This window comes from Oerskovia paurometabola, assembly GCF_016907365.1.
Lineage (GTDB): Bacteria > Actinomycetota > Actinomycetes > Actinomycetales > Cellulomonadaceae > Oerskovia > Oerskovia paurometabola.
The window spans coordinates 3,858,659-3,883,619 of record NZ_JAFBBV010000001.1 but is presented as its reverse complement, the minus strand read 5'-3'; the positions used below and the strand labels follow the sequence as shown (position 1 = coordinate 3,883,619).

General features: G+C 72.6%; 27 protein-coding genes, 1 tRNA gene and 1 pseudogene. 19 read left to right on the top strand and 10 right to left on the bottom strand.

Going from position 1 to position 24,961, the window contains the following annotated elements:
* Position 1: 1 nt before the first annotated feature.
* Both JOD48_RS17285 and JOD48_RS17280 read right to left on the bottom strand, forming a co-directional pair.
* Complete coding sequence (locus JOD48_RS17285) at positions 2-1,141, bottom strand: DUF4331 family protein (RefSeq protein WP_204809899.1); 1,140 nt, start codon at positions 1,139-1,141, stop codon at positions 2-4.
* Position 1,142: 1 nt separating this feature from the next.
* The gene (locus JOD48_RS17280) at positions 1,143-1,763 is read right to left on the bottom strand and encodes a hypothetical protein (protein ID WP_204809898.1); all 621 of its coding nucleotides are present in this window, start codon (positions 1,761-1,763) and stop codon (positions 1,143-1,145) included.
* A 52-nt stretch (positions 1,764-1,815) separates the two neighbouring features.
* On the opposite strand from JOD48_RS17280, the gene JOD48_RS17275 reads away from it, so the two are divergent.
* From JOD48_RS17275 to JOD48_RS17260, 4 genes and pseudogenes are all read left to right on the top strand, one after another.
* A complete protein-coding gene (locus JOD48_RS17275; protein WP_191789625.1) occupies positions 1,816-2,526 on the top strand; it encodes a GntR family transcriptional regulator in 711 nt (236 codons plus the stop codon).
* 121 nt (positions 2,527-2,647) lie between these two features.
* Positions 2,648-4,162: pseudogene (locus JOD48_RS17270) on the top strand (MmgE/PrpD family protein); the annotation flags it as partial.
* A gap of 203 nt (positions 4,163-4,365) precedes the next feature.
* Entirely contained in the window at positions 4,366-5,271 is a 906-nt protein-coding gene (gene prpB / locus JOD48_RS17265; protein WP_191789624.1) for a methylisocitrate lyase, read from the top strand.
* Positions 5,272-5,321: 50 nt separating this feature from the next.
* Entirely contained in the window at positions 5,322-6,518 is a 1,197-nt protein-coding gene (locus JOD48_RS17260; RefSeq protein ID WP_191789623.1) for a bifunctional 2-methylcitrate synthase/citrate synthase, read from the top strand.
* A gap of 48 nt (positions 6,519-6,566) precedes the next feature.
* Here JOD48_RS17260 and JOD48_RS17255 read toward each other — a convergent pair whose 3' ends face one another.
* From JOD48_RS17255 to JOD48_RS17240, 4 genes are all read right to left on the bottom strand, one after another.
* The gene (locus tag JOD48_RS17255; protein ID WP_191789622.1) at positions 6,567-7,805 is read right to left on the bottom strand and encodes an NAD(P)/FAD-dependent oxidoreductase; all 1,239 of its coding nucleotides are present in this window, start codon (positions 7,803-7,805) and stop codon (positions 6,567-6,569) included.
* 210 nt (positions 7,806-8,015) lie between these two features.
* Positions 8,016-8,092 (bottom strand) — tRNA-Pro (locus JOD48_RS17250).
* A 123-nt stretch (positions 8,093-8,215) separates the two neighbouring features.
* Positions 8,216-9,151 carry a metallophosphoesterase gene (locus JOD48_RS17245; RefSeq protein WP_307824230.1) on the bottom strand — a complete coding sequence of 312 codons (936 nt, stop codon included), beginning with the start codon at positions 9,149-9,151 and terminating at the stop codon, positions 8,216-8,218.
* A 20-nt stretch (positions 9,152-9,171) separates the two neighbouring features.
* Positions 9,172-11,535, bottom strand: coding sequence for a transglycosylase domain-containing protein (locus JOD48_RS17240; RefSeq protein ID WP_204809896.1), 2,364 nt, complete (start codon positions 11,533-11,535; stop codon positions 9,172-9,174).
* 143 nt (positions 11,536-11,678) lie between these two features.
* On the opposite strand from JOD48_RS17240, the gene sp36 reads away from it, so the two are divergent.
* Together sp36 and JOD48_RS17230 are read left to right on the top strand one after the other, a co-directional pair.
* Entirely contained in the window at positions 11,679-11,843 is a 165-nt protein-coding gene (gene sp36 / locus JOD48_RS17235; protein WP_021481786.1) for a Sp36 family protein, read from the top strand.
* Positions 11,843-12,331 carry a RidA family protein gene (locus tag JOD48_RS17230; protein ID WP_191789619.1) on the top strand — a complete coding sequence of 163 codons (489 nt, stop codon included), beginning with the start codon at positions 11,843-11,845 and terminating at the stop codon, positions 12,329-12,331. Before sp36 ends, JOD48_RS17230 begins: the two co-directional genes overlap by 1 nt.
* A 91-nt stretch (positions 12,332-12,422) precedes the next feature.
* Here the strand turns inward: JOD48_RS17230 and JOD48_RS17225 are convergent, their stop codons facing one another.
* Entirely contained in the window at positions 12,423-13,100 is a 678-nt protein-coding gene (locus JOD48_RS17225; RefSeq protein WP_030143997.1) for a Crp/Fnr family transcriptional regulator, read from the bottom strand.
* A gap of 195 nt (positions 13,101-13,295) precedes the next feature.
* Here JOD48_RS17225 and nth point away from each other — a divergent pair, with 195 nt between their 5' ends.
* Positions 13,296-14,027 carry an endonuclease III gene (nth, locus tag JOD48_RS17220; RefSeq protein ID WP_307824229.1) on the top strand — a complete coding sequence of 244 codons (732 nt, stop codon included), beginning with the start codon at positions 13,296-13,298 and terminating at the stop codon, positions 14,025-14,027.
* A gap of 30 nt (positions 14,028-14,057) precedes the next feature.
* On the opposite strand, the gene JOD48_RS17215 is transcribed toward nth, so the two are convergent.
* Both JOD48_RS17215 and JOD48_RS17210 read right to left on the bottom strand, forming a co-directional pair.
* Positions 14,058-14,990 carry an alpha/beta fold hydrolase gene (locus tag JOD48_RS17215; RefSeq protein ID WP_204809895.1) on the bottom strand — a complete coding sequence of 311 codons (933 nt, stop codon included), beginning with the start codon at positions 14,988-14,990 and terminating at the stop codon, positions 14,058-14,060.
* The gene (locus tag JOD48_RS17210) at positions 14,987-15,775 is read right to left on the bottom strand and encodes a winged helix-turn-helix transcriptional regulator (RefSeq protein WP_307824228.1); all 789 of its coding nucleotides are present in this window, start codon (positions 15,773-15,775) and stop codon (positions 14,987-14,989) included. Before JOD48_RS17210 ends, JOD48_RS17215 begins: the two co-directional genes overlap by 4 nt.
* Before the next feature lie 218 nt (positions 15,776-15,993).
* Between JOD48_RS17210 and JOD48_RS17205 the strand changes: the two genes are divergently transcribed.
* The 4 genes from JOD48_RS17205 (at position 15,994) to JOD48_RS17190 (ending at position 18,456) form a co-directional block, all read left to right on the top strand.
* Positions 15,994-16,728 carry a hypothetical protein gene (locus tag JOD48_RS17205; RefSeq protein WP_204809894.1) on the top strand — a complete coding sequence of 245 codons (735 nt, stop codon included), beginning with the start codon at positions 15,994-15,996 and terminating at the stop codon, positions 16,726-16,728.
* Positions 16,729-16,790: 62 nt separating this feature from the next.
* Positions 16,791-17,222, top strand: a complete 432-nt coding sequence (locus tag JOD48_RS17200) for a thioredoxin family protein (RefSeq protein ID WP_191789617.1) — start codon at positions 16,791-16,793, stop codon at positions 17,220-17,222.
* Between the two features lie 39 nt (positions 17,223-17,261).
* A complete protein-coding gene (locus JOD48_RS17195; protein WP_191789616.1) occupies positions 17,262-17,723 on the top strand; it encodes a DUF4395 domain-containing protein in 462 nt (153 codons plus the stop codon).
* A gap of 61 nt (positions 17,724-17,784) precedes the next feature.
* Positions 17,785-18,456 carry a pentapeptide repeat-containing protein gene (locus tag JOD48_RS17190; RefSeq protein WP_204809893.1) on the top strand — a complete coding sequence of 224 codons (672 nt, stop codon included), beginning with the start codon at positions 17,785-17,787 and terminating at the stop codon, positions 18,454-18,456.
* 28 nt (positions 18,457-18,484) lie between these two features.
* Here JOD48_RS17190 and JOD48_RS17185 read toward each other — a convergent pair whose 3' ends face one another.
* On the bottom strand, positions 18,485-18,895 hold the full coding sequence (locus JOD48_RS17185) for a DsrE family protein (protein WP_191789614.1): 411 nt from the start codon (positions 18,893-18,895) through the stop codon (positions 18,485-18,487).
* 250 nt (positions 18,896-19,145) lie between these two features.
* On the opposite strand from JOD48_RS17185, the gene JOD48_RS17180 reads away from it, so the two are divergent.
* The 8 genes from JOD48_RS17180 (at position 19,146) to dtd (ending at position 24,903) form a co-directional block, all read left to right on the top strand.
* Positions 19,146-19,766, top strand: coding sequence for a heme-binding beta-barrel domain-containing protein (locus JOD48_RS17180; protein ID WP_191789613.1), 621 nt, complete (start codon positions 19,146-19,148; stop codon positions 19,764-19,766).
* Positions 19,767-19,931: 165 nt separating this feature from the next.
* On the top strand, positions 19,932-21,086 hold the full coding sequence (gene ygfZ, locus JOD48_RS17175; protein WP_239528168.1) for a CAF17-like 4Fe-4S cluster assembly/insertion protein YgfZ: 1,155 nt from the start codon (positions 19,932-19,934) through the stop codon (positions 21,084-21,086).
* A gap of 60 nt (positions 21,087-21,146) precedes the next feature.
* Positions 21,147-22,298 (top strand): FUSC family protein, encoded by a 1,152-nt coding sequence (locus JOD48_RS17170; protein WP_191789611.1) that lies wholly within the window; start codon positions 21,147-21,149, stop codon positions 22,296-22,298.
* A gap of 122 nt (positions 22,299-22,420) precedes the next feature.
* A complete protein-coding gene (locus JOD48_RS17165; protein ID WP_191789610.1) occupies positions 22,421-22,684 on the top strand; it encodes a type II toxin-antitoxin system Phd/YefM family antitoxin in 264 nt (87 codons plus the stop codon).
* Between the two features lie 13 nt (positions 22,685-22,697).
* Positions 22,698-23,123, top strand: coding sequence for a type II toxin-antitoxin system VapC family toxin (locus JOD48_RS17160; RefSeq protein WP_191789609.1), 426 nt, complete (start codon positions 22,698-22,700; stop codon positions 23,121-23,123).
* 9 nt (positions 23,124-23,132) lie between these two features.
* Positions 23,133-23,477 (top strand): DUF2516 family protein, encoded by a 345-nt coding sequence (locus JOD48_RS17155; RefSeq protein WP_307824225.1) that lies wholly within the window; start codon positions 23,133-23,135, stop codon positions 23,475-23,477.
* Between the two features lie 5 nt (positions 23,478-23,482).
* Positions 23,483-24,481 carry an asparaginase gene (locus JOD48_RS17150; protein WP_204809891.1) on the top strand — a complete coding sequence of 333 codons (999 nt, stop codon included), beginning with the start codon at positions 23,483-23,485 and terminating at the stop codon, positions 24,479-24,481.
* On the top strand, positions 24,478-24,903 hold the full coding sequence (gene dtd, locus JOD48_RS17145; protein ID WP_204809890.1) for a D-aminoacyl-tRNA deacylase: 426 nt from the start codon (positions 24,478-24,480) through the stop codon (positions 24,901-24,903). The genes JOD48_RS17150 and dtd overlap by 4 nt, the downstream gene beginning before the upstream one ends.
* Positions 24,904-24,961: the final 58 nt, after the last annotated feature.

Sequence of the window (24,961 nt, the reverse complement as noted above, 5' to 3'; positions counted from 1 at the left end):
CTCAGTGGTGCTCCGGCTTCTCTGGTGGACGGGGGTTGGGAGCCGAGAGGTACGGGAAGGTCTGCGAGGCCGGCCGGGACGAGCCGTCCACCCCGTCGCGGATGATCGGTCCGTTGCCGGCGTTGATCAGCGTCGTGAAGAACACGTCCATCACGTCGTCGTTGATCGTGCGCCCCCCGCAGGTCGCGTGGGCTCGTCCCCTGCGGGAAGCGAGTTCGATCTCGAGGAACGAACCCTTCTCCTGGTAGGGCTTGGAGAGATCGACGACCAGGTAGTCGGCAAGCACGAGCTCGGTCAGCGGATGGACGCCGTCGATCGTCGGCCAGTCGGTCTTGCCGTCGAGGCTGTCCCAGAACGCAAGGTTGGCGTCGAGCCGTGCCCGGTAGGCGCCCTCGTAGCCGTGCTGGATGTGGAACGCGTCCTCCATGTTGTAGAGGTCGCGGATCTCGAGGTCCTGGTTGACCCGATCGAACTGCATCGGCCCGAGCATCAGGTTCTTCACCTCGGGTCGCCCGACGCGCTCGATCCGGACGTTGAACACGCCGCGCGTCAGTGTCTCGGCGACGACGCCGACCAACGTGGCGCCGCCCAACAGCGCAGGGTCGATCTCGACGACCAGTCCCAGGACGTTCTTGCCATCCATGTAGATCGAGCCGCGTTCCGCGAAGGCGAGCTCGCCGATCGCGACGGTCTTCAGGGCGGCGGGGGCATCGAGGATGAACGGATCCCAGCGCGCACCGGCGAAGACCCGCACGCCGTGCGCGGAACCGCCGTCCTCGTCGTTGACGCGGAACGACACGGTCTCTCCGGAGGGGGTGGTGCAGGTGCCCTCCTGCTCGAACGGCTGGCCGTCGGCGCTGGTCGGCGGAGAGAAGACGCAGTCGAACACGAACTCCTCGGCGCCGTGCTCCGGGCCGGCGGAGAACGGGGCGTGGTCGCCGGGCACAGCTGCCGTGAGGGGCCGCACCCGGAACCGGTAGATCAGGCCTTCCGAGAGGGCGTCGGAGACCTTGGCGAACGGCAGGGTGTTCATCACGAGAACGAGGTGCTGCGGCCGGTCGGGGCTCGGGAACGCGAAGACGTCGGTGATGTCGGCGATCGAGTTGGCCAACGCCCGCGGGCCCGAGATGTGATCCGACACCTCAGTCCCCGGCCTCGTCGAGGAGCGGCTGGAGCGCCGGATGCTGCAGGGCGGCCGCGGCGTCGGGGTGATCGAGCACTTTCTGGAAGGCCGCGTTCACGCGCTGCGCCTTCAGGATCTCCTTCACCGTGCCGGGGTAGTTGCGTGCGTAGGCGGCGGCGCGCTCCTGCGCCCCGAGGATGAACGCCTTCTCGGTGGCGAGGTCCGGCAGGCCGACGTAGCCCTCGGTGTGCCTGAAGATCAGGTCGAAGAGCGCGAGCGTCGGGCCGGAGTTGAAGAAGTCGTCCATGTAGGCGTCCCACGGACCGTCGAAGCTCGTGATGAAGGCGAGTCGCGTGTCGTCGTCGAAGAGCACGAATCGTGCCTCGTGAATCGTCGTGATCGCCATGCCGTAGTCGCCGGGAAGATACCCCGGGGTGTGTTGCAGGTCGTCGAGCGCTGCCCGGAGCGACTCGCTCTGGCCGGGCTTGACGTGGAAGAACAGGCTGAACTCACTCGTGGGTCCGACGCTGCGGCCAGTAGTTGTACTCACCTCGAGCTCCTCCTTCGCTGAGACTTCTTCAGCGTTCCACGACTTCCTGGTGCCCACATCACGCAGATGGGGTGAGGCGACCTGAGGCACGCGGGCAGCAGTGTTGTATACAAGTACGCAGGTGCTGTGGCACGATGGTCGCATGGTCAGCGCCCCGACGACGTCGTCCCCGCCCCGCGACGAACCCCTTGCGGCCGTCCGCCGCCAGTCCGGGGCTCGCGCGGTCTACGACCTCCTGCGTCAGCGCATCATCGACGGCACGCTCGCGGCCGACGCCCGGCTCACCGAACCCGTCCTCTCGGCCCAGCTCGGCGTGAGCCGCACCCCCGTCCGCGAAGCCCTGCGCCTCCTGCAGGCCGAAGCCCTCGTGGTCGAGCAGCCGACCGGGGGAGTGCGCGTCGCGCCCCTGGCGGTCACCGACCTGCACCGCGTGTACGACGTCCGGGCACGCCTCGAAGGACTGCTCGCCCGGGACGCGTGCGAACGTGCGCGGCCTGCCGACGTCGAGCGCCTCTCCCGCCTCGTCGACCTCATGGACGCCGTGCGCGACCACGAGGACGAGGTCCTGCGCATCGGCGCCCAGTTCCACGGCGAGATCGCGGCCCTCGCCGACAACCGGTGGTGCTCCGAGCTGCTGCGTCAGATCCGCGGGCACGTCGACCGCTACCGTTCGCTGTCCGCGCGTGAGCGCGTCGGGACCACCGACCACGTCGACGAGCACCGTGAGGTCGCGTCCGCCATCGCGAGCGGCGACCCGGACGCGGCCGAGCGTGCCATGCGCGAGCACATCGAACGCAGCGGCGCCATGGCAGCCAAGGCCCTCGGCGAGCAGGAGAACCCGCCGCCCGGCTGACGACGCGCACCCCACCTGGCCCCCGCCGACCGCAACCGTCCCCTCGGCCCACGCGACGCCGTCGGGCAGGGAGCACGCCCGACGCACCCCGACGTACCGCACCCGACCACCGGAGGCACCGATGCCCACGACCCACCACCTGCGGACCCACCGTTCCGCGGAGAACCTCGCCCGCACCGACCAGCTCGCGTGGAAGCTCGCCGAGCTCGCGACCGACCCGGTCGAGGTGCCGGACGAGGTCGTCGAGATGATCGTCAACCGCGTGATCGACAACGCGGCCGTCGCGGCCGCGAGCCTCACGCGAGCCCCGGCCGTCGCTGCCCGGGGGCAGGCCCTCGCGCACCCGTACGAGCCGGGCGCGGCGGTCTTCGGGACGCCGCTGGCGACCCGCACGAGCCCCGAGTGGGCCGCCTGGGCCAACGGCGTCGCGGTCCGCGAGCTCGACTACCACGACACGTTCCTCGCGGCCGAGTACTCGCACCCGGGGGACAACATCCCGCCGATCCTCGCGGTCGCCCAGCACGCGGGCTGCGACGGGGCGGCGCTCGTGCGGGGCATCGCGACGGGCTACGAGATCCAGGTGGACCTGGTCCGGGCCGTCAGCCTGCACGCGCACAAGATCGACCACGTCGCGCACCTCGGCCCGTCGGCAGCGGCCGGGATCGGGACCCTGCTCGGGCTCGACACCACGACGATCTTCCAGGCGATCGGTCAGGCCTTGCACACCACGACCGCGACGCGGCAGTCCCGCAAGGGCCAGATCTCGACGTGGAAGGCGTACGCGCCCGCCCTCGCGGGCAAGGTCGCGGTCGAGGCCGTGGACCGGGCGATGCGCGGGCAGACGTCGCCCGAGCCGATCTACGAGGGCGAGGACGGCGTGATCGCGTGGCTGCTCGACGGGCCCGAGGGGCGCTACGACGTCGTGCTGCCGTCGCCCGGCGAGCCCAAGACCGCGATCCTCGACACGTACACCAAGGAGCACTCGGCGGAGTACCAGTCGCAGGCGCTCATCGACCTGGCGCGCGCGCTGCACGCCGAGCACCCGTGGCTCGCCGACCCTGACAACATCGCGAGCATCGTGATCCACACGAGCCACCACACGCACTACGTGATCGGCTCGGGCGCGAACGACCCGCAGAAGTACGACCCGACCGCCTCGCGCGAGACCCTCGACCACTCCATCCCGTACATCTTCGCGGTGGCGCTCCAGGACGGCGGGTGGCACCACGTCGACTCGTACACGCCCGGCCGCGCCGGGCGCGCCGACACGGTCGCGCTGTGGGGCAAGGTCACCACGGCCGAGGACCCCGAGTGGACGCGCCGCTACCACTCGGTCGACCCGGCCGAGAAGGCGTTCGGCGGTCGCGTCGAGATCGAGCTGGCCGACGGCGGGCGGATCGTCCGCGAGATCGCCGTCGCCGACGCGCACCCGCTCGGCGCGCGCCCGTTCGCCCGTGCGCAGTACGTCGCCAAGTTCCGGCTCCTCGCCGAGGGCGTGCTCGAGCCCGCCGAGATCGAGCGCTTCCTCGACCTCGCGCAGCGCCTCCCGTCGCTCACGCCCGCCGAGGTGCGCGAGCTCTCGATCGTCGCGCGGCCCGGGCTGCTGGACGCGGTCCCGGTACCCACGGGCATCTTCGAGCTGGGCCGCCCCTCCCAGGGCGCCACGAGCAGCACGCCCGACGACGCAGCGCACCCGGCGGCGTCCGGTGCCTCGGAGGGCCCGGACGAGGCGCACGCCGGGGCACCCGGCGAGACCGGTCCCGGCGAGGGAGCCGCAGGCTGGACCATGCACGAGGCGACCGACGACCCCACCGGCCCGACCACCGCAGGAGGCAACTGATGCTGTACTCGCACGCGACGCCGTCGGACAAGCGGGCCACGCTGCGCGCCCGGCTCGCGGCCGGCGAGCTGCTCCAGCTCCCCGGCGCGTTCAACCCGCTCTCCGCCCGCCTGATCGAGGACAAGGGCTTCGACGGGGTGTACATCTCGGGGGCCGTCGTCTCGGCGGACCTGGGCCTGCCGGACATCGGCCTCACGACCCTCACCGAGGTCGCAACCCGTGCGGGGCAGATCGCGCGCATGACGAACCTGCCCGCGATCGTCGATGCCGACACGGGCTTCGGTGAACCCATGAACGTCGCGCGCACCATCCAGACCCTCGAGGACGCGGGCGTCGCGGGCTGCCACATCGAGGACCAGGTCAACCCCAAGCGGTGCGGCCACCTCGACGGCAAGGCGACCGTCGACCTCGAGACCGCGACCAAGCGCATCCGTGCCGCGGTCGACGCCCGTCGCGACCCGAACTTCCTCGTCATGGCCCGCACCGACGTCCGGGCGAGCCTCGACGGCCCTGCGGGGCTGGCGACCGCGATCGACCGTGCGAAGGCGCTCGTCGACGCGGGCGCCGACGCGATCTTCCCCGAGGCCATGCGCGACCTCGCGGAGTTCGAGGCCGTGGCAGCCGCGGTCGACGTGCCGGTGCTCGCCAACATGACGGAGTTCGGCAAGTCCGAGCTGTTCACCCGTGACCAGCTCGCGGCGGCAGGCGTGCAGATCGTCATCTACCCCGTGACCCTCCTGCGTAGCGCGATGGGGGCCGCGGAGCGCACGCTGGACATGATCCGGGAGACCGGTACGCAGGACGGGGTGGTCGGCGAGATGCAGACGCGAGCGCGGCTGTACGAGCTGGTGGACTACGCCGGCTACAACCACTTCGACACCGAGATCTTCACCTACCGGCCGTAGGGCGCCCAGCACTGCCGCAGCACGACCCCGCATCACGAAGGAGTGAGCACATGACCACCAGCACCCCCAGCGTCGGGACACCCGCGACCACCCCGGGAGCCGCGGCCCCGGTCCCGGGCCCGGCCGCTCCCGCTCCCGAGATCCGCAAGGGCCTCGCGGGCGTCGTCGTCGACACGACGTCGGTCTCCAAGGTCAACCCGGACACGAACTCGCTGCTCTACCGGGGCTACCCCGTGCAGGAGCTCGCCGCGCGCAAGAGCTTCGAGGAGGTCGCCTACCTCCTGTGGCACGGCGAGCTGCCGACCCCCGAGCAGCTCGCCGAGCAGACCGCGGTCGAGCGCGCCCACCGCGCGCTGCCGGGCGCCGTGCGCAACGCGATCCTCGAGCTCCCCACGACCTGCCACCCCATGGACGTGTGCCGCACCGCGGTCTCGGTCATCGGCGCGCACGACCCCACGGCCGAGGACTCGTCCCCCGAGGCCGAGCACGCCAAGGCCCTGCGGCTGTGGGCCATGCTGCCCGCCGTGGTCGCCCTCGACCAGCGCCGACGCCGTGGTCAGCAGATCGTCGACCCCGACGAGGACCTGGGCTACGCCGAGAACTTCCTCCACATGACCTTCGGCGAGGTGCCCGACGAGTGCGTCGTGCGGGCCTTCGAGGTCTCGATGATCCTGTACGCCGAGCACTCGTTCAACGCCTCGACGTTCACGGCCCGCGTCATCACCTCGACGCTGTCCGACCTGCACTCGGCCGTCACGGGCGCGATCGGCGCCCTCAAGGGTGCCCTGCACGGCGGCGCGAACGAGGCCGTCATGGCGACCTTCGCGGAGATCGGGACGGCCGACCGGGCCGCAGCCTGGCTCGACGAGGCGCTGGTCGACAAGCGCAAGATCATGGGCTTCGGCCACCGCGTCTACAAGCACGGCGACTCGCGCGTCCCGACCATGAAGAAGACGCTCGACGACCTCGTCGCGCACCTGGGGACCGACGAGGCGACCGCGCTCGACGACCTGTACGACGCGCTCGAAGCGGCCATGACCGAGCGCAAGGGCATCCTGCCGAACCTCGACTACCCGACCGGCCCCGCCTACCACCTCATGGGCTTCGACACCCCGACGTTCACGCCCCTGTTCGTCGCGGCGCGCGTCGTGGGCTGGACCGCGCACGTCGTCGAGCAGCGGTCCGCGAACGCTCTCATCCGCCCCCTCAGCCAGTACGTGGGGCAGGCGCAGCGCGAGGTGCCGTAGGGGGCGGAGCGGGGCCGGCCGGGCCGGTCCCGGGCCTTGCCGGGCCGGTCAGGCGCGGAACGCCTCCAGGGCGTCCCGGTCGACCGGCCCGGTGGACCGGACGATCTCCTCGACGCGCTCCATCTGCTCCCACGTGTCGACCGCCATGCCCGCCTGGACCCGGTCGTCCGCGACCCAGAACGCGACCAGGGCGTGGTCCTCGAGGGACCCGCTCACGACCACCTCGGTCGCGGCCGGGTCCTCGACGAACCCCAGGTACTCCATGCCCACGTCGTACTGGTCGGAGAAGAAGTAGGGCAGCTTGTCGTACGGCTCGCGCGAGCCCAGCATGGCGCGCGCGGCGTGCGGGCCGGTCTCCAGGGCGACGGCCCAGTGCTCGACGCGCAGCGGGCGACCGTAGCGCGGGGAGGGCACGCTCGCGATGTCCCCTGCGGCCCAGACGTCGGGCGCCGAGGTCGCGAGCGTCGCGTCGACCGCGAGCCCGCCGCCCAGGCGGGCGTCCCGCAGCTCGATCCCCGCGGCCTCCGCGAAACCGACGTTGGGCGTCACGCCCACACCGACCACGACGACGTCGGCGGCCACGTGCGTCCCGTCCGCGACGTCGAGTCCCGTGACCCGCCCCTCGCTGCCCGTGATCCCCACGACCTGGGCGTTGCGGTGCAGGTGCACGTCGTGGTCCGCGTGGACCTTGCCGTACATCTCCCCGAGCAGGGGTCCGAGCACGCGGCCCAGCGGGTGGACAGCACGCCCGACGACGGTCACGTCCAGGCCGAGGCTGCGCGCCGAGGCCGCGACCTCCATCCCGATCCACCCGTCGCCCACGACGGCGAGCCGACCCGCGCCCTCGCGGGCCGAGGCCTCGAGCGTCGCGGCGAGCAGGTCGGCGTGCTCGATCGTGCGCAGGTAGTGCACGCCCTGGAGGTCCGCGCCGGGCACCGCGAACGAGCGCGGCGTCGATCCGGTCGCGAGGAGCAGGCGCGCGTACGGCAGCGACGTCCCGTCGATCAGCGTGAGGGAGTGTGCGGCGACGTCGATCCCCGCGGCCCGCGTCGCGGTGCGCAGGTCGACGTGGTGGTCGGCGTACCACTCCTCGGACAGGGGGAACAGGACGTCGCGCTCGGCCTCGCCGCGCAGGTAGTCCTTCGAGAGCGGCGGACGTTCGTAGGGGCGGTGCGGCTCGCTCGAGACGACCACGAGGTCGCCGTCGTACCCCTCGGTGCGCAGGGACTCGGCGGCCTTCGCGGCGGCCAGGCCGCCTCCGACGATGACGATCGGCTCCTCGGCCATGACGACGACCTCCGACGCTGGGGGTGCAGGACCCTCATCGTGACACCGGAAGGGGGGACCCGCATAGGGCGGTCGCGGTCGGGAGAGCTACGCCGTCACCCTCGGCGCCGCGGGGGTCGCCGTCGGTGGGCGGGGGCCTCGCCCTCGGCGAGCGCCGCGGGAGCGGGAACGACGAAGGCCCGGAGTCCAGTGGACTCCGGGCCTTCGTGCTGGTCGGGGTGACAGGATTTGAACCTGCGACCTCGTCGTCCCGAACGACGCGCGCTACCAAGCTGCGCCACACCCCGATTGCTCTCGTCGCTGCCGGTCTGCGGAGGGTCCTCGAGAGGTCCCGCCAAACCTGCGCGCTGGAGCCTGCCTAGAATAGCCGACGTTTGCCCCTGCGACGAAACCGGCCCCTCAGTGCGTGCTCACGGTGCCGTGAGCGTCACGATCGTGGCCTCTGGTCGGCACGCGAACCGGAAGGGTGCGTAGGGCGAGGTGCCCGCCCCGGCCGACACGTTGAGCCAGGTCGAGGCCTCGCCGCCGGGGGCGTCGGGGCGTGCGCCCGGCCAGCCGTGCAGACCCTTGGCCCGTCCGCGGTCCAGGTCGCAGTTGGTCACGAGCGCCCCGTAGAACGGGACGCAGAGCTGCCCGCCGTGGGTGTGGCCGGCGAGGATGACGTCGGCGCCGTCGTCGTGCATCTGGTCGAGCACGCGCGTGTAGGGCGCGTGCACCACGCCCATCCGCAGGCCCGACGGCGTCGCGTCGGTCCCGGCGTCCCGCACCGTGCGTGGTTGCGCGGGCGGGAAGACGTCCCGGTCGAGGTGCGGGTCGTCGACGCCCACCAGGTCGATGTGCACGCCGCCGACGTCGATCGCGTCGCGGCGGTTGGTGAGGTCGATCCACCCGGCGGCGCTGAACGCGGCGGCCAGCTTGTCCGCGGGGAGCCTCGGCGGGTCGACCGTGTGGGCGGTCCGCGCGTCGGGCAGCAGGTACCGGGCGGGGTTCTTGGGCGAGGGGGCGAAGTAGTCGTTCGACCCCATGACGAACGTCCCGGGCGTGCTGCTCAGGAGCGGCTCGAGGGCGTACAGGAGCGGCTCCAGCGAGTCCACGTGGGCCAGGTTGTCGCCCGTGTCGACCACGAAGTCCGGGCGCAGGGCCGCGAGGGACCTGATCCACTCGATCTTGCGCTCCTGCGTGGGGGTCAGGTGCAGGTCAGAGAAGTGCAGCACACGCACGTCGGCCGCCCCTCGGGGCAGCACCGGGACCGTGACCTCACGCAGCGTGAACAGCTTGGTCTCCAGGTGGGCGTAGGCGAGCGCCCCCGCTCCGGCGGCGGCGAGGACGCCGGCGCCGACGAGCACGGGGTGCACGCGGGCCCCGGTCAGTCCTGCTCCCCGCCCGGCGTGCCGGTCTCGCCGCCGCCGTTCCCGTTGCCGCCGCCGGTCTCGCCGCCGCCGCCGTTCCCGTTGCCGCCGCTCCCGTTGCCGTTGCCGTTGCCGCCGCCACCGTTGCCGTTGTTGCTGCCGCCACCGTTGCCGTTGCCGCCACCGGTCTCGCCGCCGCCGTCGTTGCCGCCACCCGGGGTCGTCGGGGTGGTGGTCGGAGGAGCCTGGACCTGGCCGAGCATCTTGGGGTCGGGCTCGGGGAAGCTCACCACGGGCATGCCCTCGAGGGCCGTGGTCATGTAGTTCTTCCACATGGGGGCCGCGAGGTCGGAGCCGAACCACCACTGCCTGCTCACACCGTTGATGGTGAACCGGCCGCGGCCGTTGCTGCGCATCTGGACGTCCGACTCGGCGTTCCCGATCCAGACCGCCGTCGCGAGCTGGGGCGTGTAGCCGACGAACCAGTTGTGGGTGTTGAGCTGGGCCGTGCCCGTCTTCCCGGCGCTCTCGCGCCCCTCGAGCTGCGACCTCTTGCCCGATCCATCCGTCATGACGTTCTTGAGGGCGTAGGTCACGGTGTTCGCCACCGCCGGGTCCAGGGCGTTCGGGTTGCAGTTGGCCGACGGCACCTCGAGCTCCTTGCCGTTCGGGTCGACGATGCGCGTGATGGCGATGGGCTCGCAGTAGGTGCCGCCGCTCGCGAAGGTCGCGAACGCTGCGGCCATCTGCAGCGGCGAGGAGTTCTGGGTACCGATGATCATGGAGGGGCGGATGTCCACCTCGCCCTTGTCCTTCGTGAGCGACGGCGCGAACCCGACGGACTTCGCGGTGCTGGCCACGGAGCAGAGGTCGAGCTTGCTCGCCATGTCGGCGTACGCGGTGTTGACCGAGTTGGTCGTCGCGGCCAGGGCCGTCATGCTGCCCTTGCCCTGGCCGTCGGAGTTGTTGGGGTTCCACTTCTCGCCGACGTTGAGCTTGGTGCAGGACGAGGTGAAGTCGCGCCCGACGTTCCACTCGCGACGGTTCGCGTTGACCGACTCGTTGAGCGTGTGCCCGGCCCGCAGCCACTCGGCGAGCAGGAAGGGCTTCCAGGTGGATCCCGGGGAGAACCCGCGGGACGAGCCGTGCGCCTGGTCCGCGCTGTAGTTCTGTGCCGTGGTCCCGGGGGCGGCCTCGAGCGAGGCGTCGTAGGGACGGTTCTGGGCCATCGCGAGGATCTTGCCCGTGCCGGGCTCGACGGTCACGAGGGCGTTCTCGATCCCGCTGGGGTCGGAGGCGGGGATCGCCGACGTGACCTCGGTCTCGGCGGCGGTCTGCATCCGGGGGTCGAGCGTCGTGGTGATGTCGAGGCCGCCGCGGTAGAGCAGACCCTGGCGGTCCTTGGGCGTCTCGCCGAAGATCGGGTTCGAGGTGATGACCTTGGTGACGTAGTCGCAGAAGAACGCCGCGCCGTTCGCGGCCTGGCAGCCCACGGACACGGGCTGGACGTCGAGAGTCTCGGCCAGCGGGGTCGCGACGGCCTCGTCGTGCTCCTGCTGCGTGATGTACCCCTGCTCGAGCATGCGACCGAGCACGAGGTTGCGGCGCTTCTCCGAGCTGGCCGGGTTGGACACGGGGTCGTACGCGCTCGGGGCGTTGGTCACGCCGGCGATCGTCGCGGCCTGGACGATGCTCAGGTCGGACGCCTTCGTGTTGAAGTAGTGGCGCGCCGCGGTCTCGACGCCGTAGACCCGGATACCGAACTGCGCGATGTTGAGGTATCCCTCGAGGATCTCGTCCTTGGTCATGCGCTGCTCGAGCGAGATCGCGAGCTTGGCCTCGCGAGCCTTGCGCTCGATGGTGCTCTCCTTGACCGCCTCGACGGCGATCGGGTCCTCGGCACGCACGGCCTGCTCGATCAGCACGTTCTTGACGTACTGCTGCGTCAGGCTCGAGCCGCCCTGCTTCGCGCCGCCCGAGGCGTTGTTGAACGCCGCGCGGAGGGTGCCCTCCGGGTCGATCCCGCCGTGCTCGTAGAAGCGCTTGTCCTCGGTCGCGACCACGGCGTTCTTCATGTGGTCCGAGACCTCGCCCAGGGGGACCACGATGCGGTTCTCCTGGTAGAAGGTCGCGAGCAGCGTGGTCCCGTCGTTCGCGTAGACGCGCGACTGCTCGGCCAGAGGTCCTGGCTCGAGCTCGTCCGGCAGCTCCTCGAAGATCTGGACGCTGCTGTCGGTGGCCTGGCTGGCGCCGGCGGCGAGGGGGATCAGGAGACCCGCACCGAGCACGCCGCCGACCCCGGAGACCAGGACGAACGCCAGCAGCAGGGCGATGAGCTGATAGGCGTTGACTTGTCGACGGGGACGCGCAGGGGAAGCCATAGGCGCAAGCCTACGGGAGGGCGCCCCTGCCCCTCCGGGGATTGCACCCCCCACCGGTGTGCGGGTTCTGTGAGCGTTCGAGGGCCGGTCCGAGGAGTCCGCGTGACCTGTGCGCCGGCTGGATGACGACTACGCTCGGGCGCATGGCAACCACCTGGGAGTACGCGACCATCCCCCTCATCATCCACAACACCAAGGCAGTCCTCGACCAGTGGGGCTCGGACGGCTGGGAGCTCGTCCAGGTCGTCACGGGACCGGACGGGAACGGCCTCGTGGCCTACCTCAAGCGCCCGACCGGCGAGAAGTAGTGGCAGGCGTCGTCGACGCCCGGCTCGCCGAGCTGGGCATCACCCTGCCCGACGTCGCAGCGCCCGTGGCGGCGTACGTCCCCGCGGTGCGCACGGGCCGGTACGTGTACACGTCGGGCCAGCTCCCGTTCGTGGCGGGGGCACTGTCGGCGACCGGCAAGGTCGGTGACGGCGAGGGGCTCGTCGCCCCGGCCGAGGCGGCGGGCCACGCCCGCACGAGCGCGCTCAACGCGCTCGCGGCGATCAAGGCGCTCGTGGGGGACCTCGACCAGGTCTCCCGGGTCGTCAAGGTCGTCGGGTTCGTGGCGAGCGACCCCTCGTTCACGGGTCAGCCGGCCGTGATCAACGGCGCCAGCACGGTCCTGGGCGAGATCTTCGGCGAGGCGGGCATCCATGCGCGCAGCGCGGTGGGCGTCTCGGTGCTCCCGCTCGACTCCCCGGTCGAGGTGGAGCTCGTCGTCGAGCTCGCCGAGCCGTCGGACGCCTGAGCGAGCGGATCGCTCCCCGAGACGGCGAGAGGCCGGTCGCGCGACCCTCGGGTCGTGCGACCGGCCTCTCGCCGATCTGGTGCGTCCGCGGTCAGCGCGCGCGGCGCTCGAGCCGGTCCACGTCGAGCAGGACGACGGCGCGTCCCTCGCGGCGGACCCACCCGCGGGTGGCGAAGTCGGCGAGGGCCTTGTTGACCGTCTCGCGCGAGGCGCCGACGAGCTGGGCGAGCTCCTCCTGCGTGAGGTCGTGCGCGACGCGCACACCCTCGTCCGTCTCCTCCCCGAAGCGGGTCGACAGGTCGAGGAGCGCCTTGGCGACACGGCCGGGGACGTCGGAGAACACGAGGTCCGCGAGCGTCTCGTTGGTGCGGCGCAGGCGGCGCGCCAACGCGTTGAGCAGGTGCTTCGCGACGCTGGGGTGCTTCTCGATCCACTCGATGAGCTGCTCGTGCCGCAGCTCGTAGAGCAGGGCGTCCGACACCGAGCTGGCGGTGGCCGTGCGGGGCCCCGGGTCGAAGAGCGAGAGCTCGCCGAACATCTCGCCCGGTCCGAGGATGGACAGGAGGTTCTCGCGGCCGTCGTTCGAGCGGCGGCCGAGCTTGATCTTGCCCTGTGCGATCACGTACAGCCGGTCACCGGGCTCACCCTCGCGGAAGAGCACGTCTCCACGGGTGAGCTCGATCTGCTGCATCGAGTCGAACAGCGTCCGGGTCTCTTCGCGGTCCATGGTGGCGAAGAGGGGGGCCGAGAGCACTACGTCGTCGTCCACGCGATGTCCTTCGAGTGTTGAGCGGACTTTCCCGGCATGAGCCCGTCTGCATCGGCGGAGTTCGAGCGAACCGGTACTCGTGATTCCTCCCACAAGTCTGCCTCATGTGCGCAACTCGGGTCGCCACCGCCCCGCGGGGGCCCGCACGGATCGCGGGGGAGAGGCGTGTGGGCGGGGCCGAGTAGGCTGCCGGACGTGACCACTTCGGGCGGTACCTCGAGTCCTGCACCAGCCCCGCACGTCGAGTCACGGCTCGCCCTGGTGCGGCGTGCACGGCGCACCAACCGTGAGCTGGCGCTGACCTATCCGGACGCGCACTGCGAGCTGGACTTCACCACGCCGCTCGAGCTGCTGATCGCGACGGTCCTGTCGGCGCAGACCACGGACAAGCGCGTCAACCTCACCACTCCGGAGCTCTTCGCCCGGTACCCGGACGCGGCGGCCTACGCGGCCGCGGACCGCGAGGACCTCGAGGACATCCTGCGTCCCACCGGGTTCTTCCGGGCCAAGGCGCAGTCGGTGATCGGGATCGGGCAGGCCCTCGTCGAGCGCTACGACGGACAGGTCCCCCGGAAGCTCGACGACCTGGTGACGCTGCCCGGGGTCGGTCGCAAGACCGCGAACGTCGTCCTGGGCAACGCGTTCGGCGTCCCCGGCCTGACGGTCGACACCCACTTCGGGCGCCTCGTGCGCCGCCTCGGGTGGACCGCCGAGGAGGATCCGGTCAAGGTCGAGACGGAGGTCGGGGAGCTCATCGAGAAGCGCGAGTGGACCATGCTCTCGCACCGGCTGATCTTCCACGGCCGCAGGGTCTGCTTCGCGCGCAAGCCTGCGTGCGGGGCATGCACCATCGCGCACCTGTGCCCGTCGTTCGGGGTCGGCGAGACGGACCCGGCGGTCGCTGCGGGCATGGTCAAGACGGACTGACGCGCGGAGCGCGGGAGGCCGGAGGCCCGCTCAGCCCTTCGTGGTGGGCAACCACTCCAGCAGGAGGCGCGTGACGTCGTCGGGCGCCTCCTCCGGGAGGAAGTGCCCCACCCCGTCGAGGACCTCGAACCGCAACGCGCGGGAGACCGCTGCCGCGTCCGCGTCGGTGAGGTCGCGGCGCAGGAATCCGTCGGACCCGCCGTGGACCTGGAGGGTCGGGACGGTGATCGGGCGGCGCAGCGCGCTGCGGAAGCGCCGGCCGTCGGGCCGGGGCGCCGAGCGCACGGACCAGCGGATGGCCTCCATCGCGGAGTGCGCCGCGAACGGGATGCGCATGACTGTGCGGTAGGTGTCCACGACCTCGGGGGCGAACGGCGTCGCCGCCCCGTCGGCGAGGACCCGACCGACCAGGTCGTCCTGCGTCAGGGCCCGCTCGGGGAACGTCGGGAGCTGGGCGAACGCGAGGTGGCGCTGCGCGAGCGGCGTGAGGAGCCTGCGCCCCGAGGTGTGGACGTGCGACGGGTGGGGTGCGGCGAACGCCGCGACGCCCGCGGTCACGGCGGGCTGGAGCGCGGCCATGGCCCATGCGAGCGCGCCGCCGGTCCCGTGCCCGACGAGGACGGCGCGGTCGGCGCCCAGCGACCGGACCACGCCCGCGACGTCGCGCGTGCGGGTCGGGGCGTCGTAGCCGATCGGTGGCTTGTCGGACGCGCCGGTGCCCCGGAGGTCCATCGCGGCGACGCGGTAGCCCGCCTCGGCGAGCGCCTCGAGCTGGTACCGCCAGGCCCACCAGAACTGCGGGAACGAGTGCAGCAGGAGCACGAGCGGTGCGCTCGAACCACCCCCGCGCGACTCGGGGCCCGCCAGGGCGAGGTGGAAGCGGGCGCCGTTGGCGGGCACGAACTCGTGCCGCCAGGGGCCGTCGACGAGGGCTGCGGAGAAGTCGCTCGAGTCGGTCGTCACCCGGACGAACCTACCTGCTCGCTCGAGGCCGTGGGCTCGGTCGCCTCGGTCCCCGGCGCGTCGTGCGCGCTCTGGCCCGTGCCGTCGTCCGTGGGGGCTGCGGCCCGCCGGTCCTTGGGCGGGTCGAACCGGTAGCCGACGTTGCGCACGGTCCCGATGAGCTGCTCGTGCTCGGGGCCCAGCTTGGCACGCAGGCGCCGCACGTGGACGTCGACCGTGCGGGTGCCCCCGTAGTAGTCGTAGCCCCAGACCTCCTGCAGGAGCTGTGCCCGCGTGAAGACACGGCCCGGGTGCTGCACCAGGTACTTGAGGAGCTCGAACTCCTTGTACGTCAGGTCGAGCGGGCGGCCACGCAGGCGGGCCGTGTACCCGCCCGCGTCGATCGCGAGCTCGCCCGCCGAGATCTCCTGCGGGGCGTCGTCGGCGCGACCGTGCGACGAGCGTTCGATCACGAGGCGCAACCGGGCCTCGACCTCGGCAGGGCTCGCATGCTCCAGGAGCAGGTCGTCCGCCCCCCACTCGGCGGTGACGACGGTCAGCCCGCCCTCGGTCAGGACGAGCACGAGCGGGACCGTCAGACCTGTCGCGTGGAGCAGGCGGCAGGTCGTGCGGGCGGCCGCGAGGTCGCGGCGCGCGTCGAGCAGCACGACGTCCGAGTCGGGCGCGTCGACCAGGGCCGACGGCTCCATGGGCAGCACCCGCAGACGGTGCGACAGCAGTCCCAGCGCAGGCAGGATCTCGACGGACCCACCTGTCGCCGGTGTCAGGATCAACAGCTCTGCCACCGACGCACCTCCTCCCAGTGACCCCCGAGGAGGCCGGAATCATTACCGTAGCGCGTGGAACAGGGGTCGACGGGGTGACCAAGGCCTTTGCGCTGTTACAACCTTGTTTCGTGTTCGCGTGCGGCGTCATCTGGGAGACTCATGTTCGTGCTCAGCCTCTCCGGACCCGGTGCCGTCCCCGTCCTCATGTCGTCCGTGTCGTCGGGGGAGTGTGCCTAGTGGGTCTCTCCTCCCGCGCCGTCGCCACGTCGGTGGTGGCCGTGGTGGTCGCCGCGGCCGCGTTCTTCGGCCTCCTTCCCCTGACGGTCGCCGCCGCCGCGCTCGCTGTCCTGGTCGCGGTCGGGTGGCCGGCGCTGCTGGGCCAGCCGGCCCCGGGTGGCTCCGGACTCGTGATCGGCCTCACCGGGGTCGGTGCGGTCGCGGCCGTGGCCGCGACCGACGGCGAGCCCGCGCTGCGCAACCTGCCGCTCGTGCTCGCGATGGGCATCGTGCTGGCGTTCGTCGCCGAGATGCTGCGCCGGGACGGGCGTCCGAGGCTCGTCGAGTCGCTCCTGGGCACGGTGAGCGGACTGGTCGTCGCGGTGTCGGCGGCGGGCTGGATCGCGACCGAGCGCACGGACGCAGGGGCGGAGCTCGTGGTGACGTGCGCCGCGGCGATCGCCGTGGCGTCCGCGGTCTCCGCGCTCCCGCTCGCAGGGTGGTGGAGCTCGGTCCTGACGGTCGTCGCCGCGGCTGCGGCCGGAGGGGGGCTCGGGTACGTGCTCCCCGAGGTCGCGATCAGCAACGGGCTGTGGACGGGCGTCGTCTCGGGGATGCTGGTCGCGGGGCTGCGCGCGTTGTTCGACCAGCTGCCGGCCCTCGAGCGCAGGCAGGCGGCCGTTGCTGCGATAGTGCTGCCCGTGACGGTCGGGGGGATCCTGGTCTTCGTGGTCGGGCGCGTGGTGGTGGGCTGAGCCCTCCCCGCGACACCCCGGCCGTGCTGCTGCACCGCCGTACGAGGGAGAGGTCGAGGCACATGGTCTGGCGCATCGTGGTCCTGGTCGTGCTGCTCGCCGCGAGCGTGCTGCTCGGGGTGTGGTGGCAACGCCGCCAGGGAGTGGTCCGTGCGGGTCGCCCACCTGCCGAGGACGCCGCGGTCGACTGGCCCGCCCTCGGCATCGTGCTGGGGGAGCACCGGACGTTCGTCCAGTTCTCGAGCGAGTTCTGCTCGCCCTGCCGGCACACGGCGCGCGTGCTCGACGAGCTCGTCGCGGCGCGGACCGACGTGACACATCGCGAGATGGACGTCGACGAGCACCACGATCTCGTGCGAACCTTCGGCATACTGCGCACTCCGACGGTGCTCGTCCTGGACCCGTCCGGCCGAGAGGTCGCTCGGATGAGCGGCAGCGTGAACCGGACCCAGGCGATCGAGGCGCTCGCCGTGCCTGCCGCGTCCGTCGCCTGACACCGCTCGCCCACCGGGCGGGCCGACCGAGGAGCCGCCATGTCGCACGAACCGCACCCTTCTCCGAGCTCGGCCCAGGGCATCGACCCGCGCGGCCCGCGCGTCGGTGCCGGGATCACCGCCCTCCTGCTCGCCGTGACGCTGCTCCTGGGGTCGTCCCAGGCGGCGTTGTGGTTGCTCACGTTCATCGCGCTGAGCTTCCTGCTGGGGGCGCTCCGCGGTGCCCAGGGCACGTGGCAGGGGTGGGTCTTCAAGACTCTCGTCCGGCCCAGGCTCGGCCCGACGGCGGAGCGCGAGGACCCGCGTCCGCCTCGCTTCGCGCAGGGGGTCGGGTTCGTCATCACCGGGGTCGGCGCGCTCCTGGGCTTCACCGTCTCGCTCGTGGCCGTACCGGTCGCGGCGGGCCTGGCCCTGGTCGCGGCCGTGCTCAACGCGGCGTTCGGGCTGTGCCTGGGGTGCGAGATGTACCTGCTGGTCCGGCGGTTCGCCCCGGCCCGCTGAGGTCCCGCATCGGGGCCGAGGTGCTGCGGGTGCCGTGGCAGGGAAGGCGTAGGGTCGTGCGGTGCCCGCGCAGACCGACTCCTCGACCACCCTCCCGCCTCGGTTCAAGCGCCTGCGCCCAGGGGTCCGGACAGCGGGGGACGCAGCGGACGTCGGTCCGGAGGACCGCCGCCACGACGAACGGTTCGAGGGTGGCGACCTGTCCCACGCGGACCTGTCCGACGTCACGTTCGAGCGGTGCGACCTCGTGGGCATCTCGTTGCACCAGGCCGACCTGCGGGCCGCGACGTTCAGCGAGGCCCGGCTCGAGCGGATCGACGCGCCCGTCCTGAGCGCCCCGCGGTCGGTGTGGCACGACGTGGTGCTGGCCGGTTCACGGATCGGCTCGGCGGAGCTCTACGAGTCCGCGTGGCGTTCGGTCGAGCTGGTCGACTGCAAGCTCGGGTACGTCAACCTCCGCGCTGCGACGGTGCGCGACCTGCGGCTCACGCGGTGCACCGTGGACGAGCTCGACCTGACGAACGCCCAGGCCACGCGCGTCGCGTTCGAGGAGACGTCGGTCGACCACCTCGTCCTGGCGGGCGCCCGTCTGGTGCACACCGACCTGCGCGGGGCCACGCTGCGACGGATCACGAGCATCGAGAGGCTCGCGGGGGCCACGCTCAGCCCGTCCCAGCTCGTCGCGATGGCGCCGCTGTTCGCGGCCGAGCTCGGTATCCGCGTCGAGGACTGAGGGCGAGGCCCGGCGCGCCCGGCCCGCGTCAGTAGACGAGGGCCTGGGCCCCCGGGCGCAGCGCCTCCTCGACGAACACCGACGCCCCCGCGATGCGCACTCCCGGCAGCAGGTCGGCCTCGGTGATGCCGCGGCGCACGGCGCACTGGGTGCAGACCGTGACGGTCCCGGCGGACAGGATCACGTCGAGCAGGTCCGGCAGGGCCGTCGCGTGCTCGAGCTCGAGCTCGCGCGCACGCCCGGGAAGCCCGAACCACGCCGACTCCCCGGTCAGCCACACGCTGACCTCGACCCCGGCGGCGACCGCGGCGGCAGCGACCGTGAAGGCCTGGTTGGTCGCCTCGGGGCGTTCGAGACCCGCGGTCGACTTGACCACGAGCGAGCGGGCGACGGCGGCCGGGGCGGCCGAGGACGGCGACGGAGCGGGCTGGGAGGTCACGTGCGCGAGCCTAGAGGCCGGAAGGTAGGATCGGCGACATGTCCACGCATGCACTCGAGCTCATCTTCCTGGGACTGCTGATCGCCGCGACCGTGACCATCACGTGGTTCGCCGGGTTCGTCGTCTACAAGCTGTACAAGGGTCAGCGCTGACCTGAGCGTCGCCCCGGGCGTCCGCGCCCGGTGGGACCACGGTCCCGCTCTCCCTTGTCGTCGTCACGGTCCGCTGGGACCGCCGGAGGTACCACCAGATGGCTTTCGCGTTCCCTGAGGGGCTCGCCCCCGAGGCCTACCCGCTCGCGTGGCTCGTGGGCTCCTGGCGAGGTGAAGGTGTCATCGCCTACCCCGGGATCCCCGAGACCCCGTTCGTCCAGGACGTCGTGTTCGACCACGACGGCGGCCCGTACCTGCGGTACGAGTCGACCATCCGCGTCCTCGAGGCCGAGGTCCCGGAAACCGTGCCGGAGGCCTGGACCGCTGACGACGCTGCCGAGCCGTCCGCTCGCCCGTCGAGCGACCAGGCCGAGCCGGGCACCGAGGGGCACCTCGCGCCGGGACGCATCTGGTCCACCGAGACGGGCTACTGGCGCGTCTCGCCCGAGCGTCCCGAGGGGCTGCCGGAGGACAGGTCGGCGATCGAGGTCATGATCGCGGACCCGTCGGGCCGCATGACCCTGTACCTGGGGGTCGTCGGCAACGGTCGGGTGGACCTGTCGAGCGACGCCGTGGTGCGCACCGCCACCTCGTCCGAGGTCACGGCGTCGAACCGGCTCTACGGCAACGTCCAGGGCCAGCTCCTGTGGGTCTGGGAATTGGCGGCCTTCGGTCAGCCGTTGCAGTCGTATGCGTCGGCGAAGCTGGACCGCCTCTAGCCCCTTCGACGTGCGAGGCACGGCCGACGCCACCGCGCGGCCGGACGGACGTGCGCCCACCGGCGCCGAGGAGGTTGTTGCACCGTGACCGCTGGACCTGACGACGCCACCCAGACCGAGCGTGCGGCCCGGACGGAGCCCGATTCCCCGGTCCGGACGAGCCCGCTGCTGTCGCGCCCCGGCGCGGTCGCGGGCTCCGGACCCGACGCGGGCGTGGCCTGGCACTACGGCGACCCGACGGGCGAGCAGCGCGCGCTCGAGTCGGGCGGCGCGGTCGTCGACCTCTCGCACCACGGCGTCGTGCGGGTCACCGGCCCCGACCGTCTGACGTGGCTCAACTCGATCACCTCGCAGAGCCTCCTGGGCCTGGTCCCCCGGACCTCGACCGAGCTGCTCGTCCTGAGCCCGCAGGGCCACGTCGAGCACGCGGCCGGGGTCGTCGACGACGGCGAGTCCACGTGGCTCGTGACCGAGGGCTCGCACGCTCCGACGCTCGCTGCCTGGCTCGACCGCATGAAGTTCTCGCTGCGCGTCGAGATCACCGACATGAGCGACGAGATCGCGGTCCTGGGCGAGCCTCGGGACGCCGAGGGCGCCGAGGGCGAGCCCGTCACGTGGCGCGACCCCTGGCCGCGCACCGCGCCCGGCGGCACCCGCTACGGCCCCGCGGACGACGAGCACCCGGGCGCCCACCGCCCGTGGCGCCTGGTCCTGGTCCCGCGCGCCGAGCTGTCCGACGCCGTCGCCGCCCGCGAGGCGGCCGGGTGGCGGCTCGCAGGGACCTGGGCGAGCGAGGCGCTGCGCGTCGAGGCCTGGCGCCCCCGCCTCGCGACGGAGGTCGACCACCGCTCGATCCCGCACGAGCTCGACTGGCTCCGGACCGCCGTCCACCTGCACAAGGGCTGCTACCGCGGCCAGGAGACCATCGCGCGCGTGCACAACATGGGCCGTCCGCCGCGCCGCCTCGTGATGCTCCACCTCGACGGCTCGGGGCACCTGCTCCCGGTCGCCGGGGCCGAGGTGCGCCTGCAGGGCGGGGAGACCGGTCCGGACGGGGTGGCTGCGCCGGGACGTGCGGTCGGCGTCGTGACGTCGGTCGCCCGGCACCACGAGCTGGGCCCCGTGGCGCTCGCGATCCTCAAGCGCAGCGCGCCCGAGGACGTCGAGCTGGTCGTCGACTGCGACGGGGGCGCCGTGGCCGCGGCCCAGGAGGTCGTGGTCCCGGGTGAGGGCGTGTCGGTCGACCGGCCCGCACCGCGCGGTCCGGTCGCACGAGGCGTCACCCCCAAGGGCGCGGGCGCACCCCAGAGCATGATCTAGAGCGGTATCCGAGGACCGTGCCGGGACCCCGGCACGGTGGGACGCGGTGAGCAGGAGCACATGACGCAGGCGCGGGAGTCGGCCGGAGGAGCCGCGACGCCGGAACCCGGGGCGGTCGAGTCGGCCCGCAAGGCGTTCCGTCGGTTGCTGCTCAGGGCACGCCTGCGACAGGGCAGCTCCCGGGTCCGGGTCGCGTTCTGGCCCGTCGTCCAGGCCTCGCTCGCGGCGGGCGTCGCGTACGGGATCGCGCACTACGTGCTCGGCCACCCGTACCCGTTCTTCGCACCGGTCTCCGTGTGGATCTGCCTCGGGTTCAGCCAGGACCGGCAGGTGCGCAAGGTCGGCGAGCTCGCGATCGGGGTCGCGGTGGGCGTGGGCCTCGGTGACCTGATCGTCCACTTCATCGGGTCGGGCTGGTGGCAGGTCGCCGTCGTGCTCGCGACGTCCGCCCTCGTGGCGCGCTTCATCGACCGCGGCGCGCTCCTGGCGACCCAGGCCGGGGTCCAGGCCATCGTCATCGTGGGTCTGCCCGCGACCCAGACGGGCGGCCCGGGCGGTCGCCTGGTCGACGCCCTGGTCGGTGGCGCGCTCGCGCTGCTCGTCGCGACCCTCACACCGGGCGACCCGCGCCGTCGGCCACGGATCCTGGGCGACGAGGCGACGACCGAGCTCGCCGAGACGCTCGAGCTGCTCGCCCGCGGCTTCCGCTCGGGGGACGTCGACGACCTGGACGCCGCGCTCGTGCGGGGGCGGGCGTCCGAGCCCGCCCTCGAGGAGTGGCAGGCGACCGCGACGAGCGCCCAGGAGCTGTCCCGGGTGAGCCCCGTGGGGCGCAAGCACCGCACCGAGCTGGGCGACATCGAGCGCAAGGCGGTCCTGGTGGACCGCGCCATGCGCAGCGTCCGTGTCCTGGCCCGGCGTGCCCGACCGGTCGCGGGGCCCGACCACGACCTCCTGCCCGTCGCGGCGATCGTCGACCGGTTCGCGGCCGGCACCCGGGTGCTGGCCGAGGCGATCGGGGCGGGACGCGACCCGTCGACCGCGCGCGAGATCCTGGCCGACACCGCGGCCGCGGCCGACCCACGGACCGTGGGCGCGGGGGACTGGCAGGTCCAGTCGCTCGTGATGCTGCTGCGCTCCCCGATCGTGGACACGCTCGAGGCCGCAGGGATGTCCCCGCAGGACGCACGGGCGGCTCTGCACGAGCTCTGAACCGGCCGCGCGGCCCGTGGCGAGCACGTCGCCCGCAGGACGGGGCGCATGTCCGGCGAACCCGCAGGATTGCCGCGCGTGGAGGTCTACGCAATCCGGGCGTTGGCCGGTACCTTCAGGGGATGGAGGTTTCCGTCAGCGCCCTGCGGGCCGAGCTGAAGTCGTGGATCGAGCGGGCGCGTGACGGGGAGGACGTGGTGATCACCGAGCGCGGCATCCCGGTCGCCCGCCTGAGCGCGATCGGCAGCGCGGACCTGATCACGTCGCTGACCCGGGACGGCCTGCTCACGCCGGCCACCGAGGAGCGGCCCGTGCACTCGCCGCCCGCACGCCCGGCTGCCAAGCAGTCGGCGATGTCGGGCCTCGTGCGCCGCATCCGACGCTGAGCCGGCGCGCCCCATGGCCCTGGTCTACTTCGACGCGAGCGCCCTCGTGAAGCTGTGCGTCGCCGAGCCTGGCTCGGAGCTCGCGAGCGCCCTGTGGAACCGGGCGGACGTGGTCACGACGAGCCGCCTGTCGGACACCGAGGTCCGTGCGGCGCTCGCCGCGGGCGAGCGTACGGGCGTCCTCGACGCCGCCGAGCGTGCGCAGGCGCTCGCCGCGTGGGAGCGGCTGTGGCCCGCGCTGCACCTGGTGGAGGTCTCGCCCGAGGTCCTGGACAGGGCGAGCGACCTCGCAGGGTCCGACGGTCACTCCTTGCGGGGCGCGGACGCCGTGCACCTCGCCTCCGCGCTGGTGCTGCGGCACGAGGACGCGATCTTCGCGGTGTGGGACGAGCGGGTCGCGAGCGCGGCGCGCGCGGAGGCGCTGCGCGTCCTGCCGTAGGCTCGACACGTGATCAGCTTCGGTGGAGCCCAGTGGCTCGTTCTCGTCATCCTCGCGGTCGTGGTGTTCGCCGCGCAGGCCTTCGCTCTCATCGATGCGCTGCGGCGTCCCGCGAACGGGTTCACCGCCGAGGGGAAGCTCACCAAGCCGATCTGGTCGGCGATCCTGGGGGTCGCCGCGGCGATCGGGTTCCTCGGCCTGCCGCCGTTGATGCTGACGAGCTCCAGCTTCTTGAACCTCCTGGCCCTCGTCCCGGCCTTCATCTACCTGGTCGACGTGCGTCCTCGGCTCAAGTCGTACGGGTTCGGTCGCGGGTCGGGCGGCAACCGTGGTGGCCGTCCGGGCGGGTGGTGAACCCCGTGCTGCGCTCCGCCGCTCCGCTCGCGGAGGTCGTCCGGGGCGACCTGGTCGAGTCCGTGCACCTGGGGCACCTGGTGACGCTCAACGCCTCGGGTGAGGCCGATCTGGTGGTGGGCGACGCGTCGACCGTGATCTGGCCTCGTTCGTCGGTCAAGCCGTTCCAGGCGGTCGCGATGCTCCGCAACGGCCTGACCCTGCCGCCTCGTCTGCTGGCGCTCGGTGCCGCGAGCCACAACGCCGAGGACTTCCACCTCGCGGGCGCGCGCGAGATCCTCGCGGGGGTCGGGCTCGACGAGTCGGCGCTGCGCAACACCCCGGACATGCCGGTCTACCCGCCGGCGGCGTTCGCGTGGCAGGAGCTCGGCAACGGCCCGGCGTCGATCACGCAGAACTGCTCGGGCAAGCATGCCGCGATGCTCGCGACGTGCGTCGTGGCCGGCTGGGACACCGCGACGTACCTGGATCCCGCGCACCCGCTCCAGGTCGCGATCCGCGAGACCCTGCTCGAGCTCACGGGCGACGACGCGGCGGACCTCCACGTGACGGTCGACGGCTGCGGTGCGCCGCTCTTCTCGACGACGCTGGTCGGCATGGCGCGGGGCTTCGGCCGGCTGGCCGGTGCGCCGGCGGCGGCGCCCGGGTCGCCCGAGGCCCTGGTGGCAGGCGCGATGTCCTCGTTCCCCGAGATGGTCGGCGGGACCGGTCGCGACGCGACCGAGGTCATGCAGGCGGTCCCGGGCCTCGTCGCCAAGGACGGCGCGGACGGCGTGTACGGCGCGGGCCTGCCGGACGGCCGCGCGCTCGCGTTCAAGGTCCTCGACGGCTCGCCGCGCCCGCGTCCCGCGGTGCTGGTCTCCGCGCTGGCGGCCTTGGGGGCGCGCGACCTGCCGGGGGCCGACGGCGCCGCGCTCGACCGTGTCTCCCGCACCCCGGTCCTGGGTGGGGGAGAGCCCGTGGGCGAGGTGCGGGCCGCGTTCGGACCGGGCTTCGCCGCATGAGGGCGGTCTTGCAGCGCGTGACGCGCGCGAGCGTGAGCGTGGGCGGCGAGGTCGTGGGGCGCGTCGACCGGCCGGGCCTGGTCGCGCTCGTGGGCGTGACGCACGACGACGGTCCCGCGCAGGTCGAGCTCGTCGCGCGCAAGATCGCCGAGCTGCGGATCCTGCGCGACGAGCGGTCGGTGCTCGACGAGGGCGCGCCCGTCCTGGTCGTCAGCCAGTTCACGCTCTACGCGGACACCAAGAAGGGGCGGCGCCCGTCGTGGAACGGTGCGGCGAAGGGGGACGTGGCGGAGCCGCTCGTCGCCGAGGTGGTCGCCGCGCTGCGTGCGAGGGGGGTCGAGGTCGCGACCGGCGTGTTCGGTGCGGACATGCAGGTCGAGCTCGTCAACGACGGCCCGGTGACGATCCTCGTCGAGGCATAGCGGCCCGTCGAGGCTCGAAAGGCTACCGTTCGTAACGTTTCGAGCGATTCGACGCGTT

Coding starts and splice junctions, on each gene's coding strand:
- JOD48_RS17180 (WP_191789613.1), top strand. CDS start 19,146: ATGGCTTTCGCGTTCCCTGAGGGGCTCGCCCCCGAGGCCTACCCGCTC.
- prpB (WP_191789624.1), top strand. CDS start 4,366: ATGCTGTACTCGCACGCGACGCCGTCGGACAAGCGGGCCACGCTGCGC.
- JOD48_RS17275 (WP_191789625.1), top strand. CDS start 1,816: ATGGTCAGCGCCCCGACGACGTCGTCCCCGCCCCGCGACGAACCCCTT.
- sp36 (WP_021481786.1), top strand. CDS start 11,679: ATGGCAACCACCTGGGAGTACGCGACCATCCCCCTCATCATCCACAAC.
- JOD48_RS17255 (WP_191789622.1), bottom strand. CDS start 7,805: ATGGCCGAGGAGCCGATCGTCATCGTCGGAGGCGGCCTGGCCGCCGCG.
- JOD48_RS17240 (WP_204809896.1), bottom strand. CDS start 11,535: ATGGCTTCCCCTGCGCGTCCCCGTCGACAAGTCAACGCCTATCAGCTC.
- JOD48_RS17165 (WP_191789610.1), top strand. CDS start 22,421: ATGGAGGTTTCCGTCAGCGCCCTGCGGGCCGAGCTGAAGTCGTGGATC.
- JOD48_RS17195 (WP_191789616.1), top strand. CDS start 17,262: ATGTCGCACGAACCGCACCCTTCTCCGAGCTCGGCCCAGGGCATCGAC.
- JOD48_RS17200 (WP_191789617.1), top strand. CDS start 16,791: ATGGTCTGGCGCATCGTGGTCCTGGTCGTGCTGCTCGCCGCGAGCGTG.
- dtd (WP_204809890.1), top strand. CDS start 24,478: ATGAGGGCGGTCTTGCAGCGCGTGACGCGCGCGAGCGTGAGCGTGGGC.
- JOD48_RS17160 (WP_191789609.1), top strand. CDS start 22,698: ATGGCCCTGGTCTACTTCGACGCGAGCGCCCTCGTGAAGCTGTGCGTC.
- JOD48_RS17170 (WP_191789611.1), top strand. CDS start 21,147: ATGACGCAGGCGCGGGAGTCGGCCGGAGGAGCCGCGACGCCGGAACCC.
- JOD48_RS17260 (WP_191789623.1), top strand. CDS start 5,322: ATGACCACCAGCACCCCCAGCGTCGGGACACCCGCGACCACCCCGGGA.